This window comes from Schaedlerella sp., from assembly GCF_056796775.1.
In genome coordinates this window covers 1-20,624 of sequence record NZ_JBQIKP010000003.1, presented here as the reverse complement: position 1 = coordinate 20,624, position 20,624 = coordinate 1, and the positions used below count along the sequence as shown (strand labels likewise).

22 protein-coding genes are annotated in these 20,624 nt (G+C 47.5%); 4 read left to right on the top strand and 18 right to left on the bottom strand.

The genetic code is table 11. From position 1 onward, the window contains the following. Window positions 1-162 precede the first annotated feature (162 nt). Window positions 163-579 (bottom strand): hypothetical protein, encoded by a 417-nt coding sequence (locus ACTOY7_RS02325; RefSeq protein ID WP_482672637.1) that lies wholly within the window; start codon window positions 577-579, stop codon window positions 163-165. 179 nt (window positions 580-758) lie between these two features. Here ACTOY7_RS02325 and ACTOY7_RS02320 point away from each other — a divergent pair, with 179 nt between their 5' ends. From ACTOY7_RS02320 to ACTOY7_RS02310, 3 genes are all read left to right on the top strand, one after another. Then, entirely contained in the window at window positions 759-1,283 is a 525-nt protein-coding gene (locus ACTOY7_RS02320; protein WP_482672636.1) for a helix-turn-helix domain-containing protein, read from the top strand. A 70-nt stretch (window positions 1,284-1,353) separates the two neighbouring features. Next, window positions 1,354-2,040 carry a hypothetical protein gene (locus tag ACTOY7_RS02315; RefSeq protein WP_369910829.1) on the top strand — a complete coding sequence of 229 codons (687 nt, stop codon included), beginning with the start codon at window positions 1,354-1,356 and terminating at the stop codon, window positions 2,038-2,040. Between the two features lie 137 nt (window positions 2,041-2,177). Continuing rightward, window positions 2,178-3,545, top strand: coding sequence for a recombinase family protein (locus ACTOY7_RS02310; protein ID WP_482672635.1), 1,368 nt, complete (start codon window positions 2,178-2,180; stop codon window positions 3,543-3,545). Here ACTOY7_RS02310 and ACTOY7_RS02305 read toward each other — a convergent pair. The 13 genes from ACTOY7_RS02305 to ACTOY7_RS02245 all read right to left on the bottom strand — a co-directional run bounded on the left by ACTOY7_RS02305 (window position 3,440) and on the right by ACTOY7_RS02245 (window position 15,559). Next, a complete protein-coding gene (locus ACTOY7_RS02305) occupies window positions 3,440-4,078 on the bottom strand; it encodes an ABC transporter ATP-binding protein (RefSeq protein ID WP_482672634.1) in 639 nt (212 codons plus the stop codon). The genes ACTOY7_RS02310 and ACTOY7_RS02305 overlap by 106 nt on opposite strands. A 134-nt stretch (window positions 4,079-4,212) precedes the next feature. Beyond that, complete coding sequence (locus ACTOY7_RS02300) at window positions 4,213-6,828, bottom strand: ABC transporter permease (protein WP_482671658.1); 2,616 nt, start codon at window positions 6,826-6,828, stop codon at window positions 4,213-4,215. A 220-nt stretch (window positions 6,829-7,048) separates the two neighbouring features. Then, window positions 7,049-7,717: an ABC transporter ATP-binding protein gene (locus ACTOY7_RS02295; RefSeq protein WP_004071468.1), complete on the bottom strand. Its 669-nt coding sequence runs from the start codon at window positions 7,715-7,717 to the stop codon at window positions 7,049-7,051. Window positions 7,718-7,767: 50 nt separating this feature from the next. Next, window positions 7,768-8,277, bottom strand: coding sequence for a type III toxin-antitoxin system ToxN/AbiQ family toxin (locus ACTOY7_RS02290; RefSeq protein ID WP_160282207.1), 510 nt, complete (start codon window positions 8,275-8,277; stop codon window positions 7,768-7,770). A 744-nt stretch (window positions 8,278-9,021) separates the two neighbouring features. Then, the gene (locus ACTOY7_RS02285; protein WP_482671659.1) at window positions 9,022-10,038 is read right to left on the bottom strand and encodes a sensor histidine kinase; all 1,017 of its coding nucleotides are present in this window, start codon (window positions 10,036-10,038) and stop codon (window positions 9,022-9,024) included. 30 nt (window positions 10,039-10,068) lie between these two features. Next, the gene (locus ACTOY7_RS02280) at window positions 10,069-10,752 is read right to left on the bottom strand and encodes a response regulator transcription factor (RefSeq protein ID WP_160282209.1); all 684 of its coding nucleotides are present in this window, start codon (window positions 10,750-10,752) and stop codon (window positions 10,069-10,071) included. Between the two features lie 110 nt (window positions 10,753-10,862). Next, a complete protein-coding gene (locus ACTOY7_RS02275; RefSeq protein ID WP_482671660.1) occupies window positions 10,863-11,462 on the bottom strand; it encodes a DUF1349 domain-containing protein in 600 nt (199 codons plus the stop codon). A 15-nt stretch (window positions 11,463-11,477) separates the two neighbouring features. Continuing rightward, complete coding sequence (locus ACTOY7_RS02270) at window positions 11,478-12,104, bottom strand: DUF4317 family protein (protein ID WP_004071486.1); 627 nt, start codon at window positions 12,102-12,104, stop codon at window positions 11,478-11,480. Beyond that, on the bottom strand, window positions 12,101-12,865 hold the full coding sequence (locus ACTOY7_RS02265) for a hypothetical protein (RefSeq protein WP_125129082.1): 765 nt from the start codon (window positions 12,863-12,865) through the stop codon (window positions 12,101-12,103). Before ACTOY7_RS02265 ends, ACTOY7_RS02270 begins: the two co-directional genes overlap by 4 nt. Before the next feature lie 130 nt (window positions 12,866-12,995). After that, window positions 12,996-13,889 carry a zinc ribbon domain-containing protein gene (locus tag ACTOY7_RS02260; protein ID WP_482671661.1) on the bottom strand — a complete coding sequence of 298 codons (894 nt, stop codon included), beginning with the start codon at window positions 13,887-13,889 and terminating at the stop codon, window positions 12,996-12,998. Then, window positions 13,886-14,275 (bottom strand): hypothetical protein, encoded by a 390-nt coding sequence (locus ACTOY7_RS02255; protein ID WP_004071496.1) that lies wholly within the window; start codon window positions 14,273-14,275, stop codon window positions 13,886-13,888. The genes ACTOY7_RS02260 and ACTOY7_RS02255 overlap by 4 nt, the downstream gene beginning before the upstream one ends. Next, window positions 14,265-14,789 carry an RNA polymerase sigma factor gene (locus tag ACTOY7_RS02250; protein ID WP_125129084.1) on the bottom strand — a complete coding sequence of 175 codons (525 nt, stop codon included), beginning with the start codon at window positions 14,787-14,789 and terminating at the stop codon, window positions 14,265-14,267. Before ACTOY7_RS02250 ends, ACTOY7_RS02255 begins: the two co-directional genes overlap by 11 nt. A 170-nt stretch (window positions 14,790-14,959) precedes the next feature. After that, window positions 14,960-15,559: an NUDIX hydrolase gene (locus tag ACTOY7_RS02245; RefSeq protein ID WP_482671662.1), complete on the bottom strand. Its 600-nt coding sequence runs from the start codon at window positions 15,557-15,559 to the stop codon at window positions 14,960-14,962. Window positions 15,560-15,848: 289 nt separating this feature from the next. Here ACTOY7_RS02245 and ACTOY7_RS02240 point away from each other — a divergent pair, with 289 nt between their 5' ends. Further along, complete coding sequence (locus ACTOY7_RS02240; RefSeq protein ID WP_482672501.1) at window positions 15,849-16,553, top strand: peptidylprolyl isomerase; 705 nt, start codon at window positions 15,849-15,851, stop codon at window positions 16,551-16,553. Between the two features lie 56 nt (window positions 16,554-16,609). Here ACTOY7_RS02240 and ACTOY7_RS02235 read toward each other — a convergent pair whose 3' ends face one another. The 4 genes from ACTOY7_RS02235 to ACTOY7_RS02220 are packed head-to-tail and all read right to left on the bottom strand — an operon-like array spanning window position 16,610 to window position 20,488. Continuing rightward, window positions 16,610-17,257, bottom strand: a complete 648-nt coding sequence (locus tag ACTOY7_RS02235) for an ABC transporter ATP-binding protein (protein ID WP_482672502.1) — start codon at window positions 17,255-17,257, stop codon at window positions 16,610-16,612. A 12-nt stretch (window positions 17,258-17,269) separates the two neighbouring features. Continuing rightward, a complete protein-coding gene (locus tag ACTOY7_RS02230) occupies window positions 17,270-18,718 on the bottom strand; it encodes an ABC transporter permease (protein WP_482672503.1) in 1,449 nt (482 codons plus the stop codon). Window positions 18,719-18,721: 3 nt separating this feature from the next. Next, window positions 18,722-19,939: an ABC transporter permease gene (locus ACTOY7_RS02225; protein ID WP_482672504.1), complete on the bottom strand. Its 1,218-nt coding sequence runs from the start codon at window positions 19,937-19,939 to the stop codon at window positions 18,722-18,724. 15 nt (window positions 19,940-19,954) lie between these two features. Continuing rightward, on the bottom strand, window positions 19,955-20,488 hold the full coding sequence (locus ACTOY7_RS02220) for a hypothetical protein (RefSeq protein WP_482672505.1): 534 nt from the start codon (window positions 20,486-20,488) through the stop codon (window positions 19,955-19,957). Window positions 20,489-20,624 lie beyond the last annotated feature (136 nt).

Below are 20,624 nucleotides of genomic sequence, written 5' to 3'. Positions count from 1 at the left end.
CGGAAAACTTGTTGTCCGACTATACACTTTTTAGCTGGTGTAACCGCTGCCCGTTTGACAGTGCTTTATTTTTAGGGGTCTGGCTTGCCCCTGATTGAACCGGGCGGGAATCGGACCCGCCCCGCAGGTCTTCACCTGCTGCCCCGTGTGGCTCCCGGTCCTTTATGCGATTTTGATTTTCTCTGTCGTGTGATATTTCCCGTCAAATACTTCAAGTTCAGCCGGATAACTACAGCCCCGGCACTCTCCCAAATGTTCCAGCGTGTACCGTGTGTTCAGGAAGAAGCCGCCCTTGTACGGTCCGAACCGCTCTTTGTATTCCTCTGCAAGTGCTTCCAGCTTCTCTTTTGCTTCAAAATCCGTGAAGTGTTCGCAGGTCTGCTTTAAGTGTTCCGCAATCCCCTTCATTTCCTGAATAAGCTCTTCCCGGCTTTTCAGTGCAAATCTTTCTTTGCAGATAACCTTCACAAACTCTGCTTTGCTTAACTGTGTAGCCATGTACATAGGTTCAATAATATTGTCATAGTCTGATACGCTTACTTCATATCCTGCAAGTGCTTCAAATTCAATTTTCATCATAGGGCTTTACCTCCGATATATTTTTACAAGTTTCTTGTTTCAAAATATGATTGACTTGTTTATTGCACTCATAATATAACAGTCACTTGTATTTGTCAATAGGTTTTTTGATATTTCTATTGACTTTTTTACAAGTGACTGTTATTATTGATTTACATTGCAGAAAGGGGGTGAGGAAATTGACTGTCAATGAACGTATTAAAAAGGTCAGAAAAGAAAAAGGAATGAACCAGAAACAATTTGCCGCCTTGCTCGGCGTTACGCAATCCGGCATTAGTTACATGGAACAATCCGGTAGCAATGTTTCTGATAGTAGCATAAAGTCTATCTGTACTATGTGTAATCTCAATGAAGACTGGCTGCGGAACGGTACAGAACCTATGTACATACAAGCACCAACTTTCAGCCTTGACGACTTTGTACGGCAACGGGGCGGGACTGAATTAGAAGTTGACATTATGAAAGCGTACTTTGAACTTGAACCCGATATACGGGCAATGCTGGTTCAGCACTTCAAAGAACGCTTGACCGCTTCCCGTGCTGAATCTGCGGAACTTCCAGAAATGACCGTTGAAGAAGCGGAAGCGGCATATATAAAAAGTCGCTCCAAGACTGCACAAAAAGCGGGCAACTCTGCTTTGAGTACCACCGCAGACACGGAACCCGGAAGCGCAAACGGCAATAGCCTTGTTTCAAACCAATGAAAAGCCCGGTGGGGCTGCGTAAGCTCTACCGGGCTTTTTCTCAAAATTTATGATTATGGAGGTTTTTGCAATGAAAAAAATATCTTTTGTTCTTTCGTTCCTTATATGCCTTTTGCTTTGTTCCTGCGGCTCTTCCACTCCTAAATCTGCGGAGCTTACTGAAAAATATGATTTTTATAAATCCAGTATTTCCGGCTTGAAAACTGCTACTGGCGTAACCGCAGAAGAAGCCGACGAACTTTTTATTGTTCTTGCTTCTGAATGTGGTGTTGACAGCTTTTTCACTGTCACCAAAAACACTTCGGGCGGCTTTTATAATGTCAATTACGGTCTGAATACTTTAGAAGTCTACCTTGACGGAAACACTATTTCAGAAGTCTATAACAAAAAAGATAAAATATATCCTGAAACTGTTCTTCACAATTTTTTAATGGATTCTGAACTTACTGTAAAAGACGTTATGAACGGTTCCGGCGATACTGTCATTGGTGAATATGCGTTCATTCGTATAACGAATGATAATCTTGAAAAAATTACCCCTGATATGCTGAAAGAATTTGCTGACAATGTAGTTGCCGATTCTGGTTATAATTGGGTTTCTATTATGGGTTATTCTGATACGGGTATCTGCTTTTCCGGCTCTGACATTTCATCTGCCTTTTATGGTGAACTCGACAAGGACGGCAGTATACTTGACGCATACGGTCTTTGGGTTCGTGACGATAACGGAAATTATAGCTACACTGAAACTGAATGAAGAAAGGGAAGCGGCGGCAATACTGGGAATATTGCCGCCGCAATGCAAAGTATATCATACCAGATACAACATACCGTCTGCAATTCTGATTATATCATCAGCGGGCGGGAAATGAAAGGAAATGCAGGTGATTTTCCATGAAAAACAAGGAATTGCCGCCGCTGGTCCGTGTCGCCCTATATATCCGGGTATCAGGGGAAGAACAAAAAATAAAGGGTCTGTCCCTTGAAGCCCAGCAAGAACGCCTTGAAGCATACGCACGGGAAAAAGGCTGGATTGTGACCGGGGTATATATCGACGCTGCGAAAACCGCAAGAAAGAATATGCACAAGCGGGCAGAGTTTCAAAAAATGATAGAAGCCGTGAAGCGTGATGAAGTTGACTTGCTTCTGTTCTGCCGCCTTGACCGCTGGTTCCGGTCCGTCGCTGATTATTACAAGGTTATGGAAATACTACAGGCGCACGGCTGCGACTGGAAGACAATAGATGAAGAATACGACACGACAAGCGCAAACGGTCGTTTGTATATCAATGTCAAGCTGTCAATCGCCCAGAATGAAGCTGACATTTGCGGGGAAAGGATAGACGTTGTATTTGACAGCAAGATTGCCCACGGAACCGTCGTTTCCGGCTCCTGCCCGTTCGGGTACAGGGTCAGTGAAGAAAAGCGGCTGGAAGTCCTGCCGGAAGAAGCCGGGATTGTGCAAGACGCTTTCAATCACTTTGAAAGCACCGTCAGCCAGCGGGGAACCGTGAAGCATATCCGGGAAACTTACGGCGTGAATTGGTGTGACGCAACTTTCCGGCGTATGCTGTCAGAACCGCTTTACACTGGAATCTATGACCGGGGCGGCAGGAAGAATGAAAACTTCTGCCCGGCAATCATCAGCCGGGAACAATTCGACAAGGTTCAATCCCTTCTGAAAAGAAATTCCCGTTCCGCTCCGTCCGGCAAGGTTTATATTTTTACTTCAATCGTGAAGTGCGCTGAATGTAGCCACAACCTTGTCGGCTGTAAAACACGGGAATATTATTATTACAGGTGTAACCAGCACTTTCAGCGGGGCAGGTGTAGCCACAATAAATCCGTCCGGGAAGATATGATTGAAAAATGGCTTTTTGACAACATGGAATCCGAACTGAACCGGGTCCGGCTGGAATGGGAAATAAAAGCGGCAGAAAAGAAAAAAGCTGTCCTGCGGACAGATAAAGCCGCCCTGAAAAGAAAGCTGACAAAACTAAAAGAATTATATGTGAATGAGCTGATTGACATTGAAGAATACAAAAAGGACTATGAAATATATACGGCGGCACTCCGGCAGCTCCCGGAACCCGCAGCAGAAGCCCCGCCCGACTTTGAAGCCGTGGAAAAGCTGCTGCAATCTGATTTTAAGAATATTTATGAATCGCTGACCCGTGAAGAAAAGCGTACACTGTGGCGGTCTGTTATCTCTGAAATACGCATTGACAGTGAAAATAATATCACGGGTATTTCTTTCGGGTAGTGTTGTACTAACTTGACACTACCCGTAGGCTCGTCAGCAAGGATGATGGACGGCTTGGAGGCCAGGGCCCGGGCGATGGCCACCCGCTGCTGCTGCCCGCCGGACAGGTTGTTGGGCAGGCTGTCCAGCTTGCTTTCCAGTCCCAGCATTTCCACAATCTGCATGATAAACTTCTGATCCGGCTCCCGCCCATCCAGCGAAATCGGAAACACGATATTTTCCCAAACGGTCAGCACAGGGATCAGGTTGTAATTCTGAAAAATAAATCCGATCTGTTTCCGCCGAAATACCGTCGCCTGCTCGCTGTTCAGCCCGGCCAGCTCCGTATTGCCGATCCGGATGCTGCCCTCCGTGGGCGTATCCAGCCCGCCAAGCATATTCAGAAGGGTCGATTTTCCGCTGCCGGATGTTCCGATAATGGCGGTAAACCTGCCCTGCTCAATCTCCAGGTCAATACCGTCCAAAGCCCGCACCTGCGTCTCCCCTTCCCCATAATATTTTTTCAGGCCCGTTGCTTTTAAAATACATTTCATATCAAATATCCTCCTGTTATTCCTAATCATAATTTTATACGATGTTGCAAAACACTGTTTGATGATTTTCAAATGACTGAGGTCAAATATCCATGCAGGCATGGCTGCTTGGCTCGTTGCTTTGCGGTAATCAATCACTCCGCCACCCGAAGCTGCTCCACAATACTTTCCTTATAGAAGAACCGAAGCGCCAGAACCGGCACCGCCGTTGACAGAACCAACAGCAGGGCGCTTACGAGCAGCGCAGGCAGCAGCGTAAAATGAAACGTAAACTGCCACATTTTTCCAAGCATTCCTCTCACCAGCGTCAGATCCAGAATTGCTCCCAGCACGATCCCCAGGGCACACGCCCCTCCCGCATAAAACATGCCTTCGTACACCATCATTTTTGTAAGCTGCCGCTCCGTCATACCGATGCTCTGCATGACAGCAAACTCACGGCGGCGGGCCAGGATCGTGGTGACCAGCGTATTGATCAGGTTCAGCACGCCGGCAAATCCAAAGATCACACCCACCAGCCCGCCTACGAGCCGGATCACCATTCGGAAATTTTCCGCATGTTCACGGGCGGACTGGGAAGAAATGTAATAGACATCGGAATTATTTTTCACATAATCTTCCAAAAACGCAGTCATATGCTCCTGTTCCCCCTCTTCTACATCAAAGGCGTATTTATAAATTACAGGTTCGTCATACAGTTCCTTAAAAATGTCCGTCGGCAAATACAGGAACAGCCCATCTCCGCCAACCTTAGTCGGCCCGTTAACGGAAACGCCGATTTCCTGGTCATCCCCGTTCAGAGCGGCCTTCGCCAATACAGGCAGTTCCATCGCCTTCTGTCCGTCCTTGTAAACCGTGATCATGTCGCCCACCTGGATGAAATCAAAATCCTCCATCAGGGACATATCCGCCCGGTCGGTATTTATCCCTGCCAGAATCCCCTCCCCGCGCATCATTTTCTCATAGAGGGCGCTGGCGTCGGTCTCCCCCTCCCGCAGATCCATCCGGGCAACCGTACTTTCCTCCATCCCGTAAACGTTGCAGAGCGGCCGCCCGTCATCCCCAAGTCCGAAGGTGAAGCCCTCTTTGTCACAGCGAAACGGAATCTCTGTTTCTTCATGAATATATTCCTCAGCCGAAATATCCCTGCCAAATTCATAAGTCACATTTGTATCTTCCGCCGTATTTTTATAGACAGGCACGGCATCCTTCACCCCGGGCTGAGACTCGATTGCCGCCATCACCGACGGCTCCACCGCGTTCTCCCGGAACCGGAAGCCTTTCAAAATATTTCCGGTTTCCGCACCGGTCACGGCAAAATCCGTCCGTATCATAAAGTCTACCTGTTTTTCCACATCCATGCTGCCGGCCGCCGTTCCGACGCAGTTGAGCAATGTCACGCAAAGGGTCAGGGATATGACGATAAATGCGCTGCGGCGTTTATTTCTCCCCAGATTAAACCATGCAAGATGTGAAAGATCTGCGCCGGGCATGGACTGTTTCCGGGCCGCTGCTTTTTTTCCGCACTTTTTGGAGCCGTTTCCCACATTGTTTTCCACATACCGAAATGCCTCCACCGGAGGAATATTGGCCGCGATCCGAACCGGTTTGCGGGTGCTCAAAATCACTGTCAACGCCGTAAACAATGCAGCCCCCAGGAAAATGAACGGCGAAGGGGATACTTCTATGGCAACATTGCTGTACTCAATCGACATAAGCCCCATAATCATCGGCAGCGCCGATTTTCCCACAAAGAAACCGATCACCTCCCCCAGCGGGATTCCCGTGCAGGACAGCCAGAATGCCTGCCGGTTGATCAGTCCCTTTACCTGCTTCCTGCTCATCCCGATGGTGCGGTAAAGCCCGTAGCGGCGGATTTCCTTCATCACCGCAATGTCAAATACATTGTAGATCAGAAGATAGCCGCAGAATGTAAACAAAACGACGAGCACGGCTGCCATGGCAATGAGTTCCATATCCGGAATCGGATTGGTCACGGTATTGACCACTGCCGGAAGGGAATTGTCCGCATTGATATCATACGGGTCGCCGCCCATCTGGACGGCAAACTGTTCCATCTTATCCTGCAGCCCAACTGCGCTGTCTGCGGTAAAATCGGAAAAATATGTTCCTGCCAGTTCTCTGTCCTGGTCATAGGTGAATCGGAAAATCTCCGGATGGGCGTCCCGAAATGCCGTTCCCGCCCACATCGTGCTCATCTGGTCGCCTATGGCTTCATACCATCCGGATACCACCATTGTGAGATGGTATTCCTCTCCCCGGACTGTAAAATCAATCTCCACCTCCGCGCCCATCTCCGGCTCTGCGCCCAAATCCATCAGCGCCAGATCCGAGGCCACGATCTCGTTTTCCGCTTCCGGCGCCCTGCCATGGGTGGGGCTGCTGAATGTCAGATCCGCCTGAACCTGATCCCGCACCTCAAATTCCACATTGTGGCGTTTTGTATTTGACAAAAAGGTGATCGGCATCCTCAGCCCAGCGGACTCCACAAAATCCGCCTGCCGCAGCATTTCAAACTGCTCGGCCGTCATATTTCGAAAATCGCCGTCCGACTTGCTGCCCTTCTGCATCTGCATGGTGACGGCCATGGATTCCGATACTCCCATGCCGATCGTCGTGACCGATGTAAATAAAACCGCAGTCAAAGCGATGGCCAGCACCGCAATCAGGTTCTGCAGCCTGTTGGCCGCAAAGCTGCGGCGGTTGAGGGTTTTCAACATTTCTCTCATGGGTCTTTACCTCCGATGTATGTGATTTCATAATTGTTCTTACTGACTGATATCATAACATCCCAATGTTACAGTGAAGGTACAGAAAAGGTACATTTTTGTAACGTTGCATAAATGTTGTTTAGACGGTGCCATACACTTGCTGCAAGTCATCCGGCCAATTCCGGGAACAGCAGAAAAAAGCGTCCCGCTTTTTACGGAACGCTCCATTTTGTATTCGCTATTCGTCCACAATCCTCCCGTCCCGCAGGCGCAACATCCGGTCCGCAAGCTGGGCAAGCTCCTGGTTATGTGTAATCATGATCAGGGTCTGGTGAAATGTTTCCGCCGTCATTTTCAGGAGCCCCGCCACATTCTGGCTGGTCCTGGCGTCAAAGCTCCCGGTGGGCTCGTCGGCCAGGATTATGGCCGGCTTTGTGATTAATGCCCTGGCAATCGCGGCGCACTGCTGCCCGCCCCCGGAAAGCATATGGGGGTACTGGTTCAATCTCTCATCCAGCCCCAGCAAATGTATGATTTTCCGGAAAAATACTTCATCCGGGCGGGAGTCGTCCATTGCCAGCGGAAACAAAATATTCTCCCGGATCGTCAGCTCCGGCACCAGATTATAGTCCTGAAACACAAAGCCAATTTTCCTGCGCCGGAATACGGTCAGCTGCTCCTCCGTCAGCTCCGACAGGTCGGTCCCGTCCACGATCACAGTCCCTTCCGTAGGCTCATACAGGCCGCCTATTGTATTCAAAAGCGTGGTCTTCCCCGAACCGGAAGCCCCCACGATGGAGAGAAACCTGCCCTTTTCTATCGTCAGGTCGATCCCGTCCAAAGCCTTTACCTGGCGGGGACCCTCTCCAAAATATTTTTTAAGATTGCGTATAGTTACGATGTCCATTTTTTGAAAAAATAAAATTATATCCTTGAAATTTTATCTGCAAATATGTACTAATTTTGGTTGTCAGGTTTATAATTTTGGGCTGCTTCTTCTAAAAGTTTAAAATCGCAGGATGCATTTATCAATGCAGCATCTGCACCTGAAATAACTCCATTATATGTATCCTCAGCCATCTCTTTTATATCAGTTGTGATCGTGTTACAGAAAACCCATTGTCTACGAAGAAATTCTTTACGACCAGGTTTTTCTTTATTGAAGTCGCGTTTGGTTATATAGCGATCATCTACAGGAAACATAAAGTTAAAGCGTAGAGAACCTTTTACCTGATTGAAACTATCGTCTTCCAAACGGATTAGTAAATTATTCGGTTGTTTTTTCTTGTAGGAAGATACAGGTACATAGTATTTATATCCATTCATTTCCAAAACAACACCACAAACCATTTTTCGTTCGTTTTCATATTCTACATCAGGAACACGAGTAAATCCACGTTTTGTTTTTTCGGCTGCTTTGAGGTATTTTACATAATCTGCATCTACATCATAAAAAAATAGATCCATATTGCTTCTCCTAAAAAGTAATGAGTAAGGAAAGATATCCTTACTCATTCATCATAATTCGCCCTTCATGGTGGCGGAACACCAATCATAATTCACCTTTAAGGTAGTGGGACACCTGGGAAGATTCTCTTCTTACCTATATACTATGCGTTTTTTTCGCTTTTGTCAAGGGATTTTCCTGCATTCAGTAACAATAGTAAGTTACAGGTCACACCTTGACCAGGCGTGCCCTGTAACTCAGGCCGTCATTTAAAATTGCCTACGGCAATGGACGGCCTGAATCCCAGCTTTTATGTGCATCCTCCTGACCAATCAGCGTAGTGATTGGTCAGGGTGTGACATGTAACAATAGTAACCCATTTTTTGAAAAAATAAAATTATATCCTTGAAATTTTATCTGCAAATATGCTATAGTATACATGGAGGGAAAGCAAAGAAGCGGCTACCCCTCGTTTTGGAACTTACCTATTAATTATAGGCAAGCCGTCACTATGGTAGGAGTGGCGGCTATTTCTTTTTTCCCTTAAAAATCGTATAACACAATCCGATAAGGGCGCAAATGAATATACAAAACTGAAATAAGTCAGCATATGTAACATACATTGGCAATCCCTCCTTTCTTTCGTCCGGAGGGCATTTATTCCCTCCGTAAAAAAAACGGAGGGGCAAGCCGCCTTTGGCTCTTTGTTTTCCCTATGACAATATACCACAATTCCGACAATCTCTTTTATGTGACTGTGCATTTCATTGAAGCAGAAACACCGAAAACGTCGTCCCTTCCCCCACCTTCGACTTCACGCTGACATACCCTTTCTGCCGGGTAATGATGCCGCGCGCCAGGTACAGCCCCAGCCCGACGCCTTCCTCCCCCGCCACTTCCTCCGCCCGGTAAAACCGCTGAAACACATCGTTGTAATGCCCGGCGGCGATTCCGATTCCGGTATCCGTGATATCAATGCGGGTATAAAACTGCCACGGACGCACGCAGATAGAAATGCTTCCGCCCTTCGGCGTATATTTTACCGCGTTATCCAGGATATTTCCCAGCGCTTCCGCAGTCCATTTGGCATCGTGCCTCACAACCGCATGGCTGTCGCACGTAACGTCAATCCGGATCTGCTTCTGATCCGCCGTTGCCCAGATGCCGTTCACCGCCTGGGCGATGGTATTGTACAGGCTGCCCTCTTCCATATGCAGCGTAAATGTCCCGGTTTCCAGGCGGGACATCTTGATCAGAGACTGCATCAGAAAATCCAGCTTGTTGATCTGCCCGGTCATGGTGTCAAGAAATTCCGCCCGTTTTTCGTCAGATAACCGATGCTGCTGCAAAATATTGGTAAACATCCGGATATTCGCAATCGGAGTTTTTACCTGATGGGAAATGTCGCTGACCAGCTCCTGGATCGTCTGCTTATCCTGCTCGCTCTGTTCCCTTCCCTGCTGCATTCTGTCATAATACTGCAAAAGCTTCCCCTGAACCTTCGATACCTGGGAATCCTCATAGGGCTGGTAATTCTCCGGAGATTCCCCGTTCATGAGCGCATCCACCGTCCCGCAGATATCATTTGCAAAATCCGACTGCTCCTTCTTCTGACGCACATCCCACAGAAAAACAAAAACAAATATGAGGACTCCTGCTGCCGGCAGAAGCGCATGCAGACATCCAGAGGGAATATATTCCCACAGGCTTCCGCACAGAATCAGCACAAGGGCCGTGGACATCAGTATCCTTTTTTCAGATAAAAATTTCATTCTGCCCATCTCTGTTCTCCATAAACGGCGCCCCTTTTTTTACTTCCCGCCTGTCCAGATATACCCCATCCCCCTGACCGTGCGGATGTAGGAATGGCCTTCCTCCTCGATCTTTGCCCGCAGCCGGTTCATGGTGACGGTCAGCGTATGGTCGTCAATATAATTTTCATCACAGTCCCACAGCTTTTCCAGCAAAGTCTGCCGTGTTACGATATTTCCCGCGTTGGCGGTCAAAAGCCGCAGCAACTTGTATTCATTGGGCGTAATGTTCAGCTTCTCCCCGCTGCGGACGGCCGTCAGCGCCTGAAAATCCAAACGCAGAAATCCGTCGTCGTAACCGTCCTCCACAGCCTTTGCGCCGGAATTTCCGCGGCGCAGCGCAACCTCAATCCGCCGTTTTAAGATCTGGGTATGAAAGGGTTTGGTAATATAGTCGTCCGCGCCAAGGTCGAAGCCGTTCAGTACATCCTCCTCCAGATCCTTTGCGGTCAGAAATATGACCGGCAGATCCGCAGCAGCCTTGATCTCCCGGCAAAGGTCGAAGCCGTTTCCATCCGGAAGGTTCACATCCAGAATGGCCAGGTCAAAGTGCTCGTCCTCCAAAAAACGGCGTGCTTTCCGGCAGCCGTAAGCCGCCACGGTCAGGTAGCCGCTTGTATCCAGTTCAAAACACAGACCTGCGCTCAGGGCCAGGTCATCTTCAACAACTAATATTTTCTTCACATGCATTTTCCTTTTCATTCACAGTATAGAAAAAGCCGCATACCAAAAGGCAGCGCAGATGTATTCCCGCAAAGCAATGGGCCGAATATCCATGCCTGTGGGGTATCTGACTAATCCGGCTGCTGCCCGTCATGCGCCTTCCACTGGCATTCTGTGATCTGCAGATTGGAAAATACCGCTTTAAAGGAAGAATCCTCCGGGGAACATGCGTAGATGCCGAACCGGATCTTCCCCTTCCCCTGGTGCATATGGCAGATCCGCATCTGGCTGAATGCAGTCCCGTCCGAGGAGCACTCGATGCAGTAATCATCCTCCCTCCGGCTGAAACGATACCACATGGATTTTACGGAAGCGTCAATCTCCGTTGTCGCCCAGTCCGAATATCCGTTGTTGGTCACAACGCTTCCCAAATGCTGGAACTCGTCATTTTCATATTCGATGGAGCCCTTCAGCCAGTTCTCACTGTCTAAGTACATCACGATGCCGCACTGGTCAAACCGATGATGGCTGTCGTGAAATTCCGTCTTCACCACGAAGCTGAAGTACTGCTCCTCCGTTTCCATCTGCAGCACCGGAGCATTGTCATTCTGAAAATGATAATACGTCCTCTGCCACAGGTCTGTATGAGGCTTTGTGACAATTTCGATTGTATCCTGGTTTATTTCATAATGTTCCGGTTCCCTTGTCCAGATAAATTTTTTCAGATCCATTTTTTCCTCCTTTTTTCACTCCGCCCCAAGAATCTCTCCCGCCAGCTCCCTGTGCGGCCTGTCCGGATTTTTCTGAAATACATTCACATGGTTCAGGTCGCCGCTGCGGTCTGTAAATGCAGGAAATAAAAATCCGCACTCCGGTTCCCCCGGCTCGTATTCGTCCGCAAGGGGGCAGATCACGCAGATCAGATATTCAAACACTTCCTCCGACTCCCACAGCCGTTCCTTGTCCGCCGCTTTCGCCGGGATATCGTAGCGGTCATGGAACATCAGAACGGCATATTCCGAATCCGTCTGATAACGTTCCATGACAACATCGTAAAAGGTATCCAGCAGGGCGTCATTTTTCAAGCCGCATTCCTTCAGCGCCATAAGGAGCTGCCACATGCTGCCCGGCTTCTGGGCCTCCGCTGAAAATTCATATTTTATCAGGTTCTGATTCGTATCGGAAAACGGGACCGCTTTGGCCAGCTTCAGATTCCTGGCCTTATCCGATCCCGACAGCTTCAGGAAATTCGTATTGAAGCTGCCGTCAAATTCCCCGTCCCTGTCCACGTAGCATCCCGCAATCCTTGTGATGGATGTCCGCGCAGGCGTCATCCGCCGCGTCAGCTCCAGCATATCTTCCCTGCTGATCATATATCCTGCTCCTCGTCCGCGGGCTGGGAAACCGTATCCTTCTCCTGTTCCTCCCCGTCGTTCAGCTTTTCCTTCTCTTTTGCATTCTCCTCTCCCGCCTCTTTCACGGACTCATTCAGCTGCATATACCCTTTCATGGCCTTTGTGTAAAGCTGGTCGGCTTCGCTGAGCACATCCCCCAGGCGTTCCCGCTTACCCTTGCTGGCCCCGCCCCTGCTGTCGTCCAGCTTCACCTCCATGGAGATCACACTGGCATCCCGCTCCTTCTGGTCATGGGCCTTGTGAATCTGGCTCACCTGCTTATAATCCAGGGAAGCGTTGCTGATGTTATTCAAAGATTGTATCTGCTGTTCCTCTTTGGTCTTAGGATCTTTCTCGTCCTTCTTTTCTTCCTCGGCCTTCTCGAGCTGATCCTCCACCATCTGCTTCAAGGTCTGCGAAATCTCTGTTTCCACATTGCTGATCTGCTCCTCATACAGAGCCACCATGGCCTTGATGGAATCCCAGTCTCCGCCGCTTGCCATCAGCTCGTTCTTCCGCTCGATCAGCTCCCGCTTGCGCTCCATCAAAAAGTCAAGCCGGCCCTCCATCTGGTTATTCGGAGAAATGTTTACCCGATCCTCCCTGCGTTCCTGTCCGTCCTTCCGCTTTCCGGACTGGGCGTCCCGCGCTGCCTTGCGGTTCATCGAATTTGCCGCCATCTGCACCCGGTTCCAGGTGCTTCCCGCCTTTCCTCTGCCTGATTGTATATGAATCTGCATACTTCCCGACTCCTTTCTTCTCTGCTTTCTGCTTATAATATTTATCGTCAGGGTGGGAAAATCTGTTAAGGCAATTTGGCGCACATCCGGATTTTTGCGAAATACAAGGTCTGTTTGTCAGGATTCACAGTCATTGTATATATATTTCTGAAGACGTATCTTTCACACCATTGATCTGAAGCCTTACATGGATTTTTCCATTTTCAAATTCATCCAGCGGATATTCCAGCGGTTCCGAAAGATCTGTCACATCAACGGAGCGGGCCGTGTCTCCCTGTACCAGCCACAAAACAAGGGTTGCGCCGTCCGGGACGGTTTTGCAGGAAATGTCTGCGTGAAGCATTTGGGTGTCCGCGTCCTGGATCTTCATATCTTGTTCCTTAATAAAACCTTCGCTGGCGCTGCCGAATTTCAGCTTCCAGACACCGTCGCTGAAACTGTTTGAGGCCATTCCGATAACGCCCGTGTTCCAGACCCGTTCATTGGAAGCAGCGTTCGTGTTTATATTGTTTCCCGCGGCAACAGTGACAATAAAACCAGTGAGGCAAACCAGCATAAGCGCCATGCTGATCACACCGCCGATGATCCATTTCAAGTGATGCGTTTCCTGTTTTACCATGATTGTATCATCCTCCTTATGTTCCATATGCGTTCCGCATTCTTCACAATATTTTGCTCTCAGCGAAATTTGATGCCCGCAGGCGGGACAGTCCCTTTTTATTTCCGGACGACGCAGAACATAAATCATCCATCCGATCAAGGGGGTGGCGACCAAAACTACAATCGCCCATAATATCGGATCGTCGCCCCGTTTCCCGCAGTCCTCATATACCCATGCCGCCAAAAAACCGGACGTGCAGAAAGCAAAAATAACGACGCCGAGAAGCAGCAGCGGAATCCCCACGGACAGTCCGCTGAATCCTTCGCTTTTCAGAAAAAACAGACCGAACCGAAGGAAGACCAGCAGGAAAACCGCCCCGGCCGTGATATAAAGCAAAAGCTTCCTGTTCTTTGTATGTTTCATGCCAATACACCTCTTTTCCTGATATGGATCGTAATGTCCTCTTTCATGTTTGTTCTTTTCACGCCGACTATGGTCAGCAGTACGCCCGCCAGCCCGATGTAAAAGCAGATGCCTGCGGCGAAGTAAGACAGATACGTGTTGCTGATTACCATTAAGGCAGCCGCCGCCAGCATCGCAAATGCTGCCAGATTCAGGATCATGGGCAGATACCAGAGGGACAGCGCACGGGTCGCAGGCTGTTTTTTCATGGCTGCTTCCTTCTGGTACAGCGCAGCTTTGAGTCTCTGGTTCAGCTCCGGGGCCGGCTCATCGGCCAGCTTCATAGAAGCCCGGATAAGTTCATCCAGGTTCTTTTCTTTCTCAGTATAAAAACGTTCATCGTTCATAGCCAGATTCCTCCAATCTTTTTTTAATCAGCTTTCGGCCTTTAAATAACCGGCTCTTCACGGTTCCGGGCGGCTTTTTTATAATCGCCGCAATCTGCTCGACGGAACAGTCGGAAAAGTAAAACAATGTCAGCGGCACCCGGATTTTTTCCGGAAGCGTCCCGATCACCTGATCGACCTCCGCAATCAGCTCTTTTCGAAAATAATTTTCTTCAATGCTTTCCTCGGAGCGCAATACCTGTTCCGCTTCATCGTCCAGATTGCCGCAGGGGGCGATTTTGTTCCGGCGGGCCTGTTTCCGCCTGTCGCTCCTCCAAAGATTATATGCAAATGAAAAAAACAGGGCTTTCGGATTCTGCTCCCAGTCCAGCGTCTGCCCAGTCTCCAGCGCCTTCAAAAAAGACTGCTGGTACAAATCCTCGGCATCTGCTTTGTCCATACAGAGTTTCAGGCAAAATCTATAAATATCCGTACCAAACTCGTCAATACATCTCTCAATTTCTCTTGCGTCCAACGTCTCACCTCCAATGCCCTTTCACTCTATATTTGCCGTGACCTTATGAACGGTTCATTTTATTTTTAAAAAAAGTTCCAGCTATGCTCCAAAAGGGGCTGCCGGGAAATCGCTGAATTTCCCGGCAGCCCCTGTCTGACACTGTTTAACCGTTTCTGAAACGTAGTATTTTATCCCTTCCGTCTTCGGGCCAGCAGCCATGTCATCACATGAACCGCCTGCTGGAACCTGCCCTGTTTAATCAGATCTTCAATCTCATCCGGGGTGTATTTTCTGACATTCAGAAATTCCGTCTCATCCAGATTCTGTTCCCCGGACTTCCGGCAGTTTTCCGCCATAAAAACATAGGCATAGTTATCCGCCAGAGTCGCGTTGGAGGGGACGGTAATCAGATGCGTCCATTGGTCCGAAACATATCCTGTCTCTTCCTGCAGCTCCCGTTTGGCCGCCTCCAGCGCATCCTCCGACACGGACGGATCATTTCCCGATCCATACTCCCTGCCGTCCGACCGCTCGATGCCCCCTGCCGGAAATTCCGTTGTCACCTCCCCGATTCCCTGCCGATACTGCCGGACGCAGAGATACCGCCCCTCTTCATCCGATGCCGCGATTACGACATAGTCCCTGCGGCTGTAGCTGTAATAGGGTTCAAATACGCTTCCGTCCGGGAAACGGTAGGCAGACCTCCTGAAATCAATCCATTCATCCTGCACGATGTGCTCCGTGCTGATCTCCTCCCACTCCAGATTTTCATTGTTCTTTGTATTCATAATTTCTGCACCTTTTCCTTTATCATATTTTACCCCCATGGGCGTTCTGTCCATTGTCTGAAAAAATTGGCCTGTGACCGGACAGTATTGTACGCGGCCCAGGAATCAGCTCTTAAATTAAGTATATCATATATTTCTACTTTCCAATACCCTTGGATTGTAATCTGTTTTTCCGTATGATAAAATACCTTATGAAGCGGCCGTATGGCCATGATGGGGTGCCCTTGGGTATACCTTGTGAAACAAACAGTTTCATGCTGGAAATCTTTTACAAATTGGAGGTAATGCTATGAAAAAAATATTTACTTGCTTCCTGTGCGTCACCCTCCTTGCCGCCGTCCTCACCGGATGCGGTTCGAAAGGGAATGATTCCGCGCAGGCGGAGACAGGTAAAACGGAAAGTACAGACACCGACCGTACAGAAGGTACGGACACAGGCAATACAAAGGATGCGGAGCAGAAGAAGGACGCCTCTTCGGAAGAAGAAGCCTATCTGGAAGGGCTGCACCATGTTGAAATCGAAGTGCAGGATTACGGCACCATTGCCCTGGAGCTGGATGCGGATACCGCGCCGATCAGCGTCACCAATTTTATCCGGCTTGCCGAGGACGGTTTCTATGACGGCCTCACCTTCCACCGGATCATCAGCGGTTTTATGATCCAGGGCGGAGACCCGAAGGGGAATGGAACCGGCGGTTCGGACAAAACGATCAAAGGCGAATTTTCCGAAAACGGCGTGGAAAATGAGATTTCCCATGTGCGGGGCGTAATCTCCATGGCAAGATCCAACGATCCCGACAGCGCATCCTCCCAGTTTTTCATCGTCCATGAGGACAGCCTGTTTTTAGACGGAAACTATGCCGCGTTCGGCCACGTAACCGAAGGGATGGACGTTGTGGACAAAATCTGCGAGGATACACCTGTACAGGACAGCAATGGAACGGTGGACAAGGGTGACCAGCCCACGATCACATCTGTCCAGGTGATCGATTGATGTAGAACGAATTTTGCGGACATTGACAGGCAGGCACAAGAGCGCTTTGCATCTGGTTAATCTGGCAGCTCTGTAACTGATTCAATACAGCCATCTTTAATCATGATAATCTCATCTGCCTGTGCTGCAAGATACCTGCTGTGCGTTACTACAATGACGCACTTTCCAAGCTCATGCGCCGTTCTTTTTAGTAATTCTATAATTTCCCCCGCCGTGTTTTCATCAAGGTTACCCGTCGGCTCGTCAGCAAGCAGCACTTTCGCGTTGCTTGCCAGTGCTCTTGCAATGGCAACCCGCTGCTGCTGGCCGCCCGATAGCTGCAAAACATTTCTTTTCCAATCCTCGCAGGGAATGTTTACTTTCTCCAATAAATCCTGCGGTTTTTTTGTTCCGCCAAGCCGTACGTTTTCCTCTGTCGTCAGATAATCAATCAAATTATAATTTTGAAAAACCAATGAAACATGATGCTTCCTGTGGTAGTTAAGTCCTTTTTCCTGTATATTTTCACCATTATACAAAATGGTTCCTCTCACAGGCAGATCCAGTCCTGCAAGCAGGGACAGGAACGTCGTTTTGCCTGCCCCGCTTGCACCGACAATCGTGTAAAACTTCTTTTCTTCAAACTGCATGGAAACATTTTTTAAAATTTCTTTTTCTTTCTGTGATTTATAAGAATACTGCACATTTTTGACTTCTAATACCATCTATTTGTCCTCCTAACTAATTTCACTGAAAATATCTTTTGGATTTTTACGGGCAATCAGAATGCCGGCAGCCCCAACCGATATTACAACCAACAACGCTACGCCGATCCAACCGTACAGCATGAGTTCTGGTGTAACGGCGACGGAAACGCCTGTAACTGTTTCCTCTGAATCCTCCGCATTTTTTGCGACTTTTCCTTCCTCTAAGACATTCTGCTCCGTTGCCTTTTGCACCTGCTGCCGCACAAGATAATCCGCTGTAATATCAGAAGCGGCGGGCGCAGCCGTAAAAGAGAGGAATAGGGCGGCGGCAGCGATCATGGATGCTTCCAATAATATCTGCCCCAATATTTTTATCTTCGGTGTGCCAAGGGCTAATAAAATTCCGATTTCCTGCACCCGCCCTTTCATCCAAAAAACAAATACTAAAAATAGGATGATCAGGCTGGCTCCTGCAACTACGATAACTAATATCTGGCTGACATTCTCCAAATCATTGAAATTTTTCGACATCTTATCAATATTTCCGTTGTTGTCAATCAAATCATAGCGTTCCCATCCAATATCCGCTTTCTGTATCTCTTTTTTTATTTCATCGTATTGGTTCACGTCTGCCACTTTGAAATATGCTTTTTCGTACAATGCACCTGATGTACTTCCTTCTGCTTTTTCTGGAAATCCTAAATCGGTAAAGATCATATTTTCAGAACGGTAAGTATCTCCGGACATGACAGGCGTCATTTTCTGCTGAACCCTGTAAATCCCAACAATCTCCGCCCCAAAGACGGTTCCATTCTCTATATCACGGCGGTCATTAAATTGTATTCTGTTTCCAACCGACAGGTTGTTTTTTGCGGCAAGTTCTTCTGAAATCACGCATACGTCAATATCTTCCTCTGTTATCATCCGTCCGTCCTTCATTGTTACATTTCCTGACAGGACATTGGCATCCAATGCCATATTTTTATTGCCGATTAAGCTGACACAAAGTAAATCAGAGCTCTGGTCTACATCATCATCCTCAATTCTGGAAAAATCCACAGGATTCACTGCTGTGACGGCAGTTGTAATATTATACTCGGAAATGCCGGTAACAGCGGCAATCTTTTCCATATCATGGATTAAAACCGTCTGGAACGAATTATCATACGATACCCTCCATGATGTCCCATAGTTTGTTTCTATTTTTTCAACATTCACGTCATCGAAATTTCCTTCTTCGCCCTCGGTCTTTTTTGCAAGAATTTCATCTGCCCTGTTCCGCTTGTTTGCTTCGTTTGCTTCTATCAGAAATCCAGCCCCTACTGCCTGCTTTGTCTTATTCTGGGTGGCGATGCTTGCATTTCGGCTGGCCATGCCCGATAAAAAAAACAGACTGATCATAAATACTACAAAAAACAGAAGTATGCTTTTGACTGGTTTGCGTATAACCGAACGCCACGCCATTTGGAAACTATTCATTGTCTATCCCTCCATTTTCGATAAAGTTTCTTTGGGGTTCGTTCTTAATATCGGGAGCAGGGAAACTATGACTGCCGCCAATACAAGCAGGCTTCCCAAACCTGCCAGAATGCCTACATCTTTGAACTGTAATAACACTTCTAAAGAAATGTCTGTTGTTCCAGATTCCGTAAGGAAACCTTGTAAAATGCCCGCCATAAAGTTTCCAAGACAACATGAGCCAAGGACAGCGAATGCAAAGACGAAAAATGATTCCATAAATACCTGTAAAAAAATACTGGCTTTTGATTTTCCAACACTGATAAAAATAGCAGTTTCTTTCTGCCGTGTCCGCATCCACATACAAAGCAGTAAAGATACGATCACTGTTCCTGCCAGAAGCGTTAGGACAAGCATAAGCTTTGCAGCCCTGGTAATCTGTTCTAATGGAAGAGCCATTTGTTGATACAAGGTATCAGATGTCGTAGAATCTGCTTTATCAGATAAATATTTGTTCAATTCTTCCTCTAATAAACTTAATTGCTCTGGATTTTTGCAATAAACAGCAACTTTGGCATAACCCTCCGTTTCAAATAAATCCGAATAGGAACTGTTATCTATGAATATCTGATTTTCAATACGGTTTACAGAATCCATTCCTTCAGGCTGCCTGCTTTCATTTCCAGATAAAAAGATACCGACAATTTCTAAGGAAACCCGCTTTCCATTGGTATTTTCTAATTCTATCCAGTCTCCTGATTTTAATTGATTGGCATCCGCAAGATAAGAGTTGATAACAATCCCTTTTATGTCCCCCGCAATATAGCTGCCAGATACAAGACGGTATACCCCTTCTGAAAACCCGCTGTCATTTTCCAGATTATCGTAGGATAGAAGGGATACTTTCTGATTGGATGCTTCTGTAGAATCGCTGCCCGTAACCAATTGGAAATTTACAGGAAACGCATCGTTTTTTGCCAGGCAATTTACAGTGGAAACTTCCTCTAAATCCTTTATCCATTCCACGTCATCCAATGTAATCCTGTCATCCTCTTTCAAAATCCCCATGACAACTTTTGCTTTTGTTTTTTCTCCAATTGCCGTTTTTGAATCAGCCGTTGCACGGAGAATCATGTTTGTGCTTAGTATCATGCTGCTCACAATGAGCAGCACAAAAAACAATAAGACTGTCTTGGCTCTTTTTCGCTTCAAGTACCGAAACGCAAGCTGATAGAATGCCATGTCCATTCCTTCCTCCTATTCATATTGGGTAATGATTACTTTTTCAGCTGTAAAATTTTCTGTATTGTCAAAATTCCCATAGAGCAGCAATGATGTTTTTTTCTTGATATCCTCTTTGGCAGCGTCATTGACCGTGGCTTCTCCAATCGCTATGCTTATCACTGCTCTCTGGAATATGCAGTGATCTCCATATTTAATATTCACTTTTGCCCCCTCATTTTCGTACCCTTCCGCGGCGACGACAGCCTCGTCAGCATGATCTGATGTTACTTGGTTCACCACGCATCCAAGATCTGAAAACTCGATTACATCTCCCTGCAAATCAGATGCCGCAATGATTTCATCACCATCCATACTCCCGACACTATTTGAATTGTTCTCATTGGAAATATCTTTTTTGTCAGAGCCTGTTGTGCCATTTTCAATATAAGTATCTTTAGCTTTGCTTTCTCCGTTTGTGCCTGTTCCATTTAGCGTACCGCAGCCTGTCAAAGCAAAAATACTTGCCCCAACCACGAATGCCCGCATTAATTTTTTGATCTTCATCATTCTTTTCCGCCTTTCTTTTTGATATGTTTGTATTTAGGAACTGTGCAAAAATAACTTGCCTTTTTGCGCAGAACAAATTTTCAGACACAAGGCGGAGGAATGAGGCGTACCGGGGTACGTCGATTGACGACAACGC

Bases quoted from the DNA above. Each gene is read 5' to 3' on its own strand.
- ACTOY7_RS02235 (WP_482672502.1), bottom strand. From the start codon at position 17,257: ATGGTATTAGAAGTCAAAAATGTGCAGTATTCTTATAAATCACAGAAA.
- ACTOY7_RS02225 (WP_482672504.1), bottom strand. From the start codon at position 19,939: ATGGCATTCTATCAGCTTGCGTTTCGGTACTTGAAGCGAAAAAGAGCC.
- ACTOY7_RS02325 (WP_482672637.1), bottom strand. From the start codon at position 579: ATGATGAAAATTGAATTTGAAGCACTTGCAGGATATGAAGTAAGCGTA.
- ACTOY7_RS02220 (WP_482672505.1), bottom strand. From the start codon at position 20,488: ATGATGAAGATCAAAAAATTAATGCGGGCATTCGTGGTTGGGGCAAGT.
- ACTOY7_RS02255 (WP_004071496.1), bottom strand. From the start codon at position 14,275: ATGAACGATGAACGTTTTTATACTGAGAAAGAAAAGAACCTGGATGAA.
- ACTOY7_RS02305 (WP_482672634.1), bottom strand. From the start codon at position 4,078: ATGAAATGTATTTTAAAAGCAACGGGCCTGAAAAAATATTATGGGGAA.
- ACTOY7_RS02310 (WP_482672635.1), top strand. From the start codon at position 2,178: ATGAAAAACAAGGAATTGCCGCCGCTGGTCCGTGTCGCCCTATATATC.
- ACTOY7_RS02285 (WP_482671659.1), bottom strand. From the start codon at position 10,038: ATGGGCAGAATGAAATTTTTATCTGAAAAAAGGATACTGATGTCCACG.
- ACTOY7_RS02275 (WP_482671660.1), bottom strand. From the start codon at position 11,462: ATGGATCTGAAAAAATTTATCTGGACAAGGGAACCGGAACATTATGAA.
- ACTOY7_RS02300 (WP_482671658.1), bottom strand. From the start codon at position 6,828: ATGAGAGAAATGTTGAAAACCCTCAACCGCCGCAGCTTTGCGGCCAAC.
- ACTOY7_RS02315 (WP_369910829.1), top strand. From the start codon at position 1,354: ATGAAAAAAATATCTTTTGTTCTTTCGTTCCTTATATGCCTTTTGCTT.
- ACTOY7_RS02260 (WP_482671661.1), bottom strand. From the start codon at position 13,889: ATGAAACATACAAAGAACAGGAAGCTTTTGCTTTATATCACGGCCGGG.
- ACTOY7_RS02290 (WP_160282207.1), bottom strand. From the start codon at position 8,277: ATGGATCTATTTTTTTATGATGTAGATGCAGATTATGTAAAATACCTC.
- ACTOY7_RS02230 (WP_482672503.1), bottom strand. From the start codon at position 18,718: ATGAATAGTTTCCAAATGGCGTGGCGTTCGGTTATACGCAAACCAGTC.
- ACTOY7_RS02270 (WP_004071486.1), bottom strand. From the start codon at position 12,104: ATGATCAGCAGGGAAGATATGCTGGAGCTGACGCGGCGGATGACGCCT.
- ACTOY7_RS02245 (WP_482671662.1), bottom strand. From the start codon at position 15,559: ATGAATACAAAGAACAATGAAAATCTGGAGTGGGAGGAGATCAGCACG.
- ACTOY7_RS02240 (WP_482672501.1), top strand. From the start codon at position 15,849: ATGAAAAAAATATTTACTTGCTTCCTGTGCGTCACCCTCCTTGCCGCC.
- ACTOY7_RS02295 (WP_004071468.1), bottom strand. From the start codon at position 7,717: ATGGACATCGTAACTATACGCAATCTTAAAAAATATTTTGGAGAGGGT.
- ACTOY7_RS02265 (WP_125129082.1), bottom strand. From the start codon at position 12,865: ATGCAGATTCATATACAATCAGGCAGAGGAAAGGCGGGAAGCACCTGG.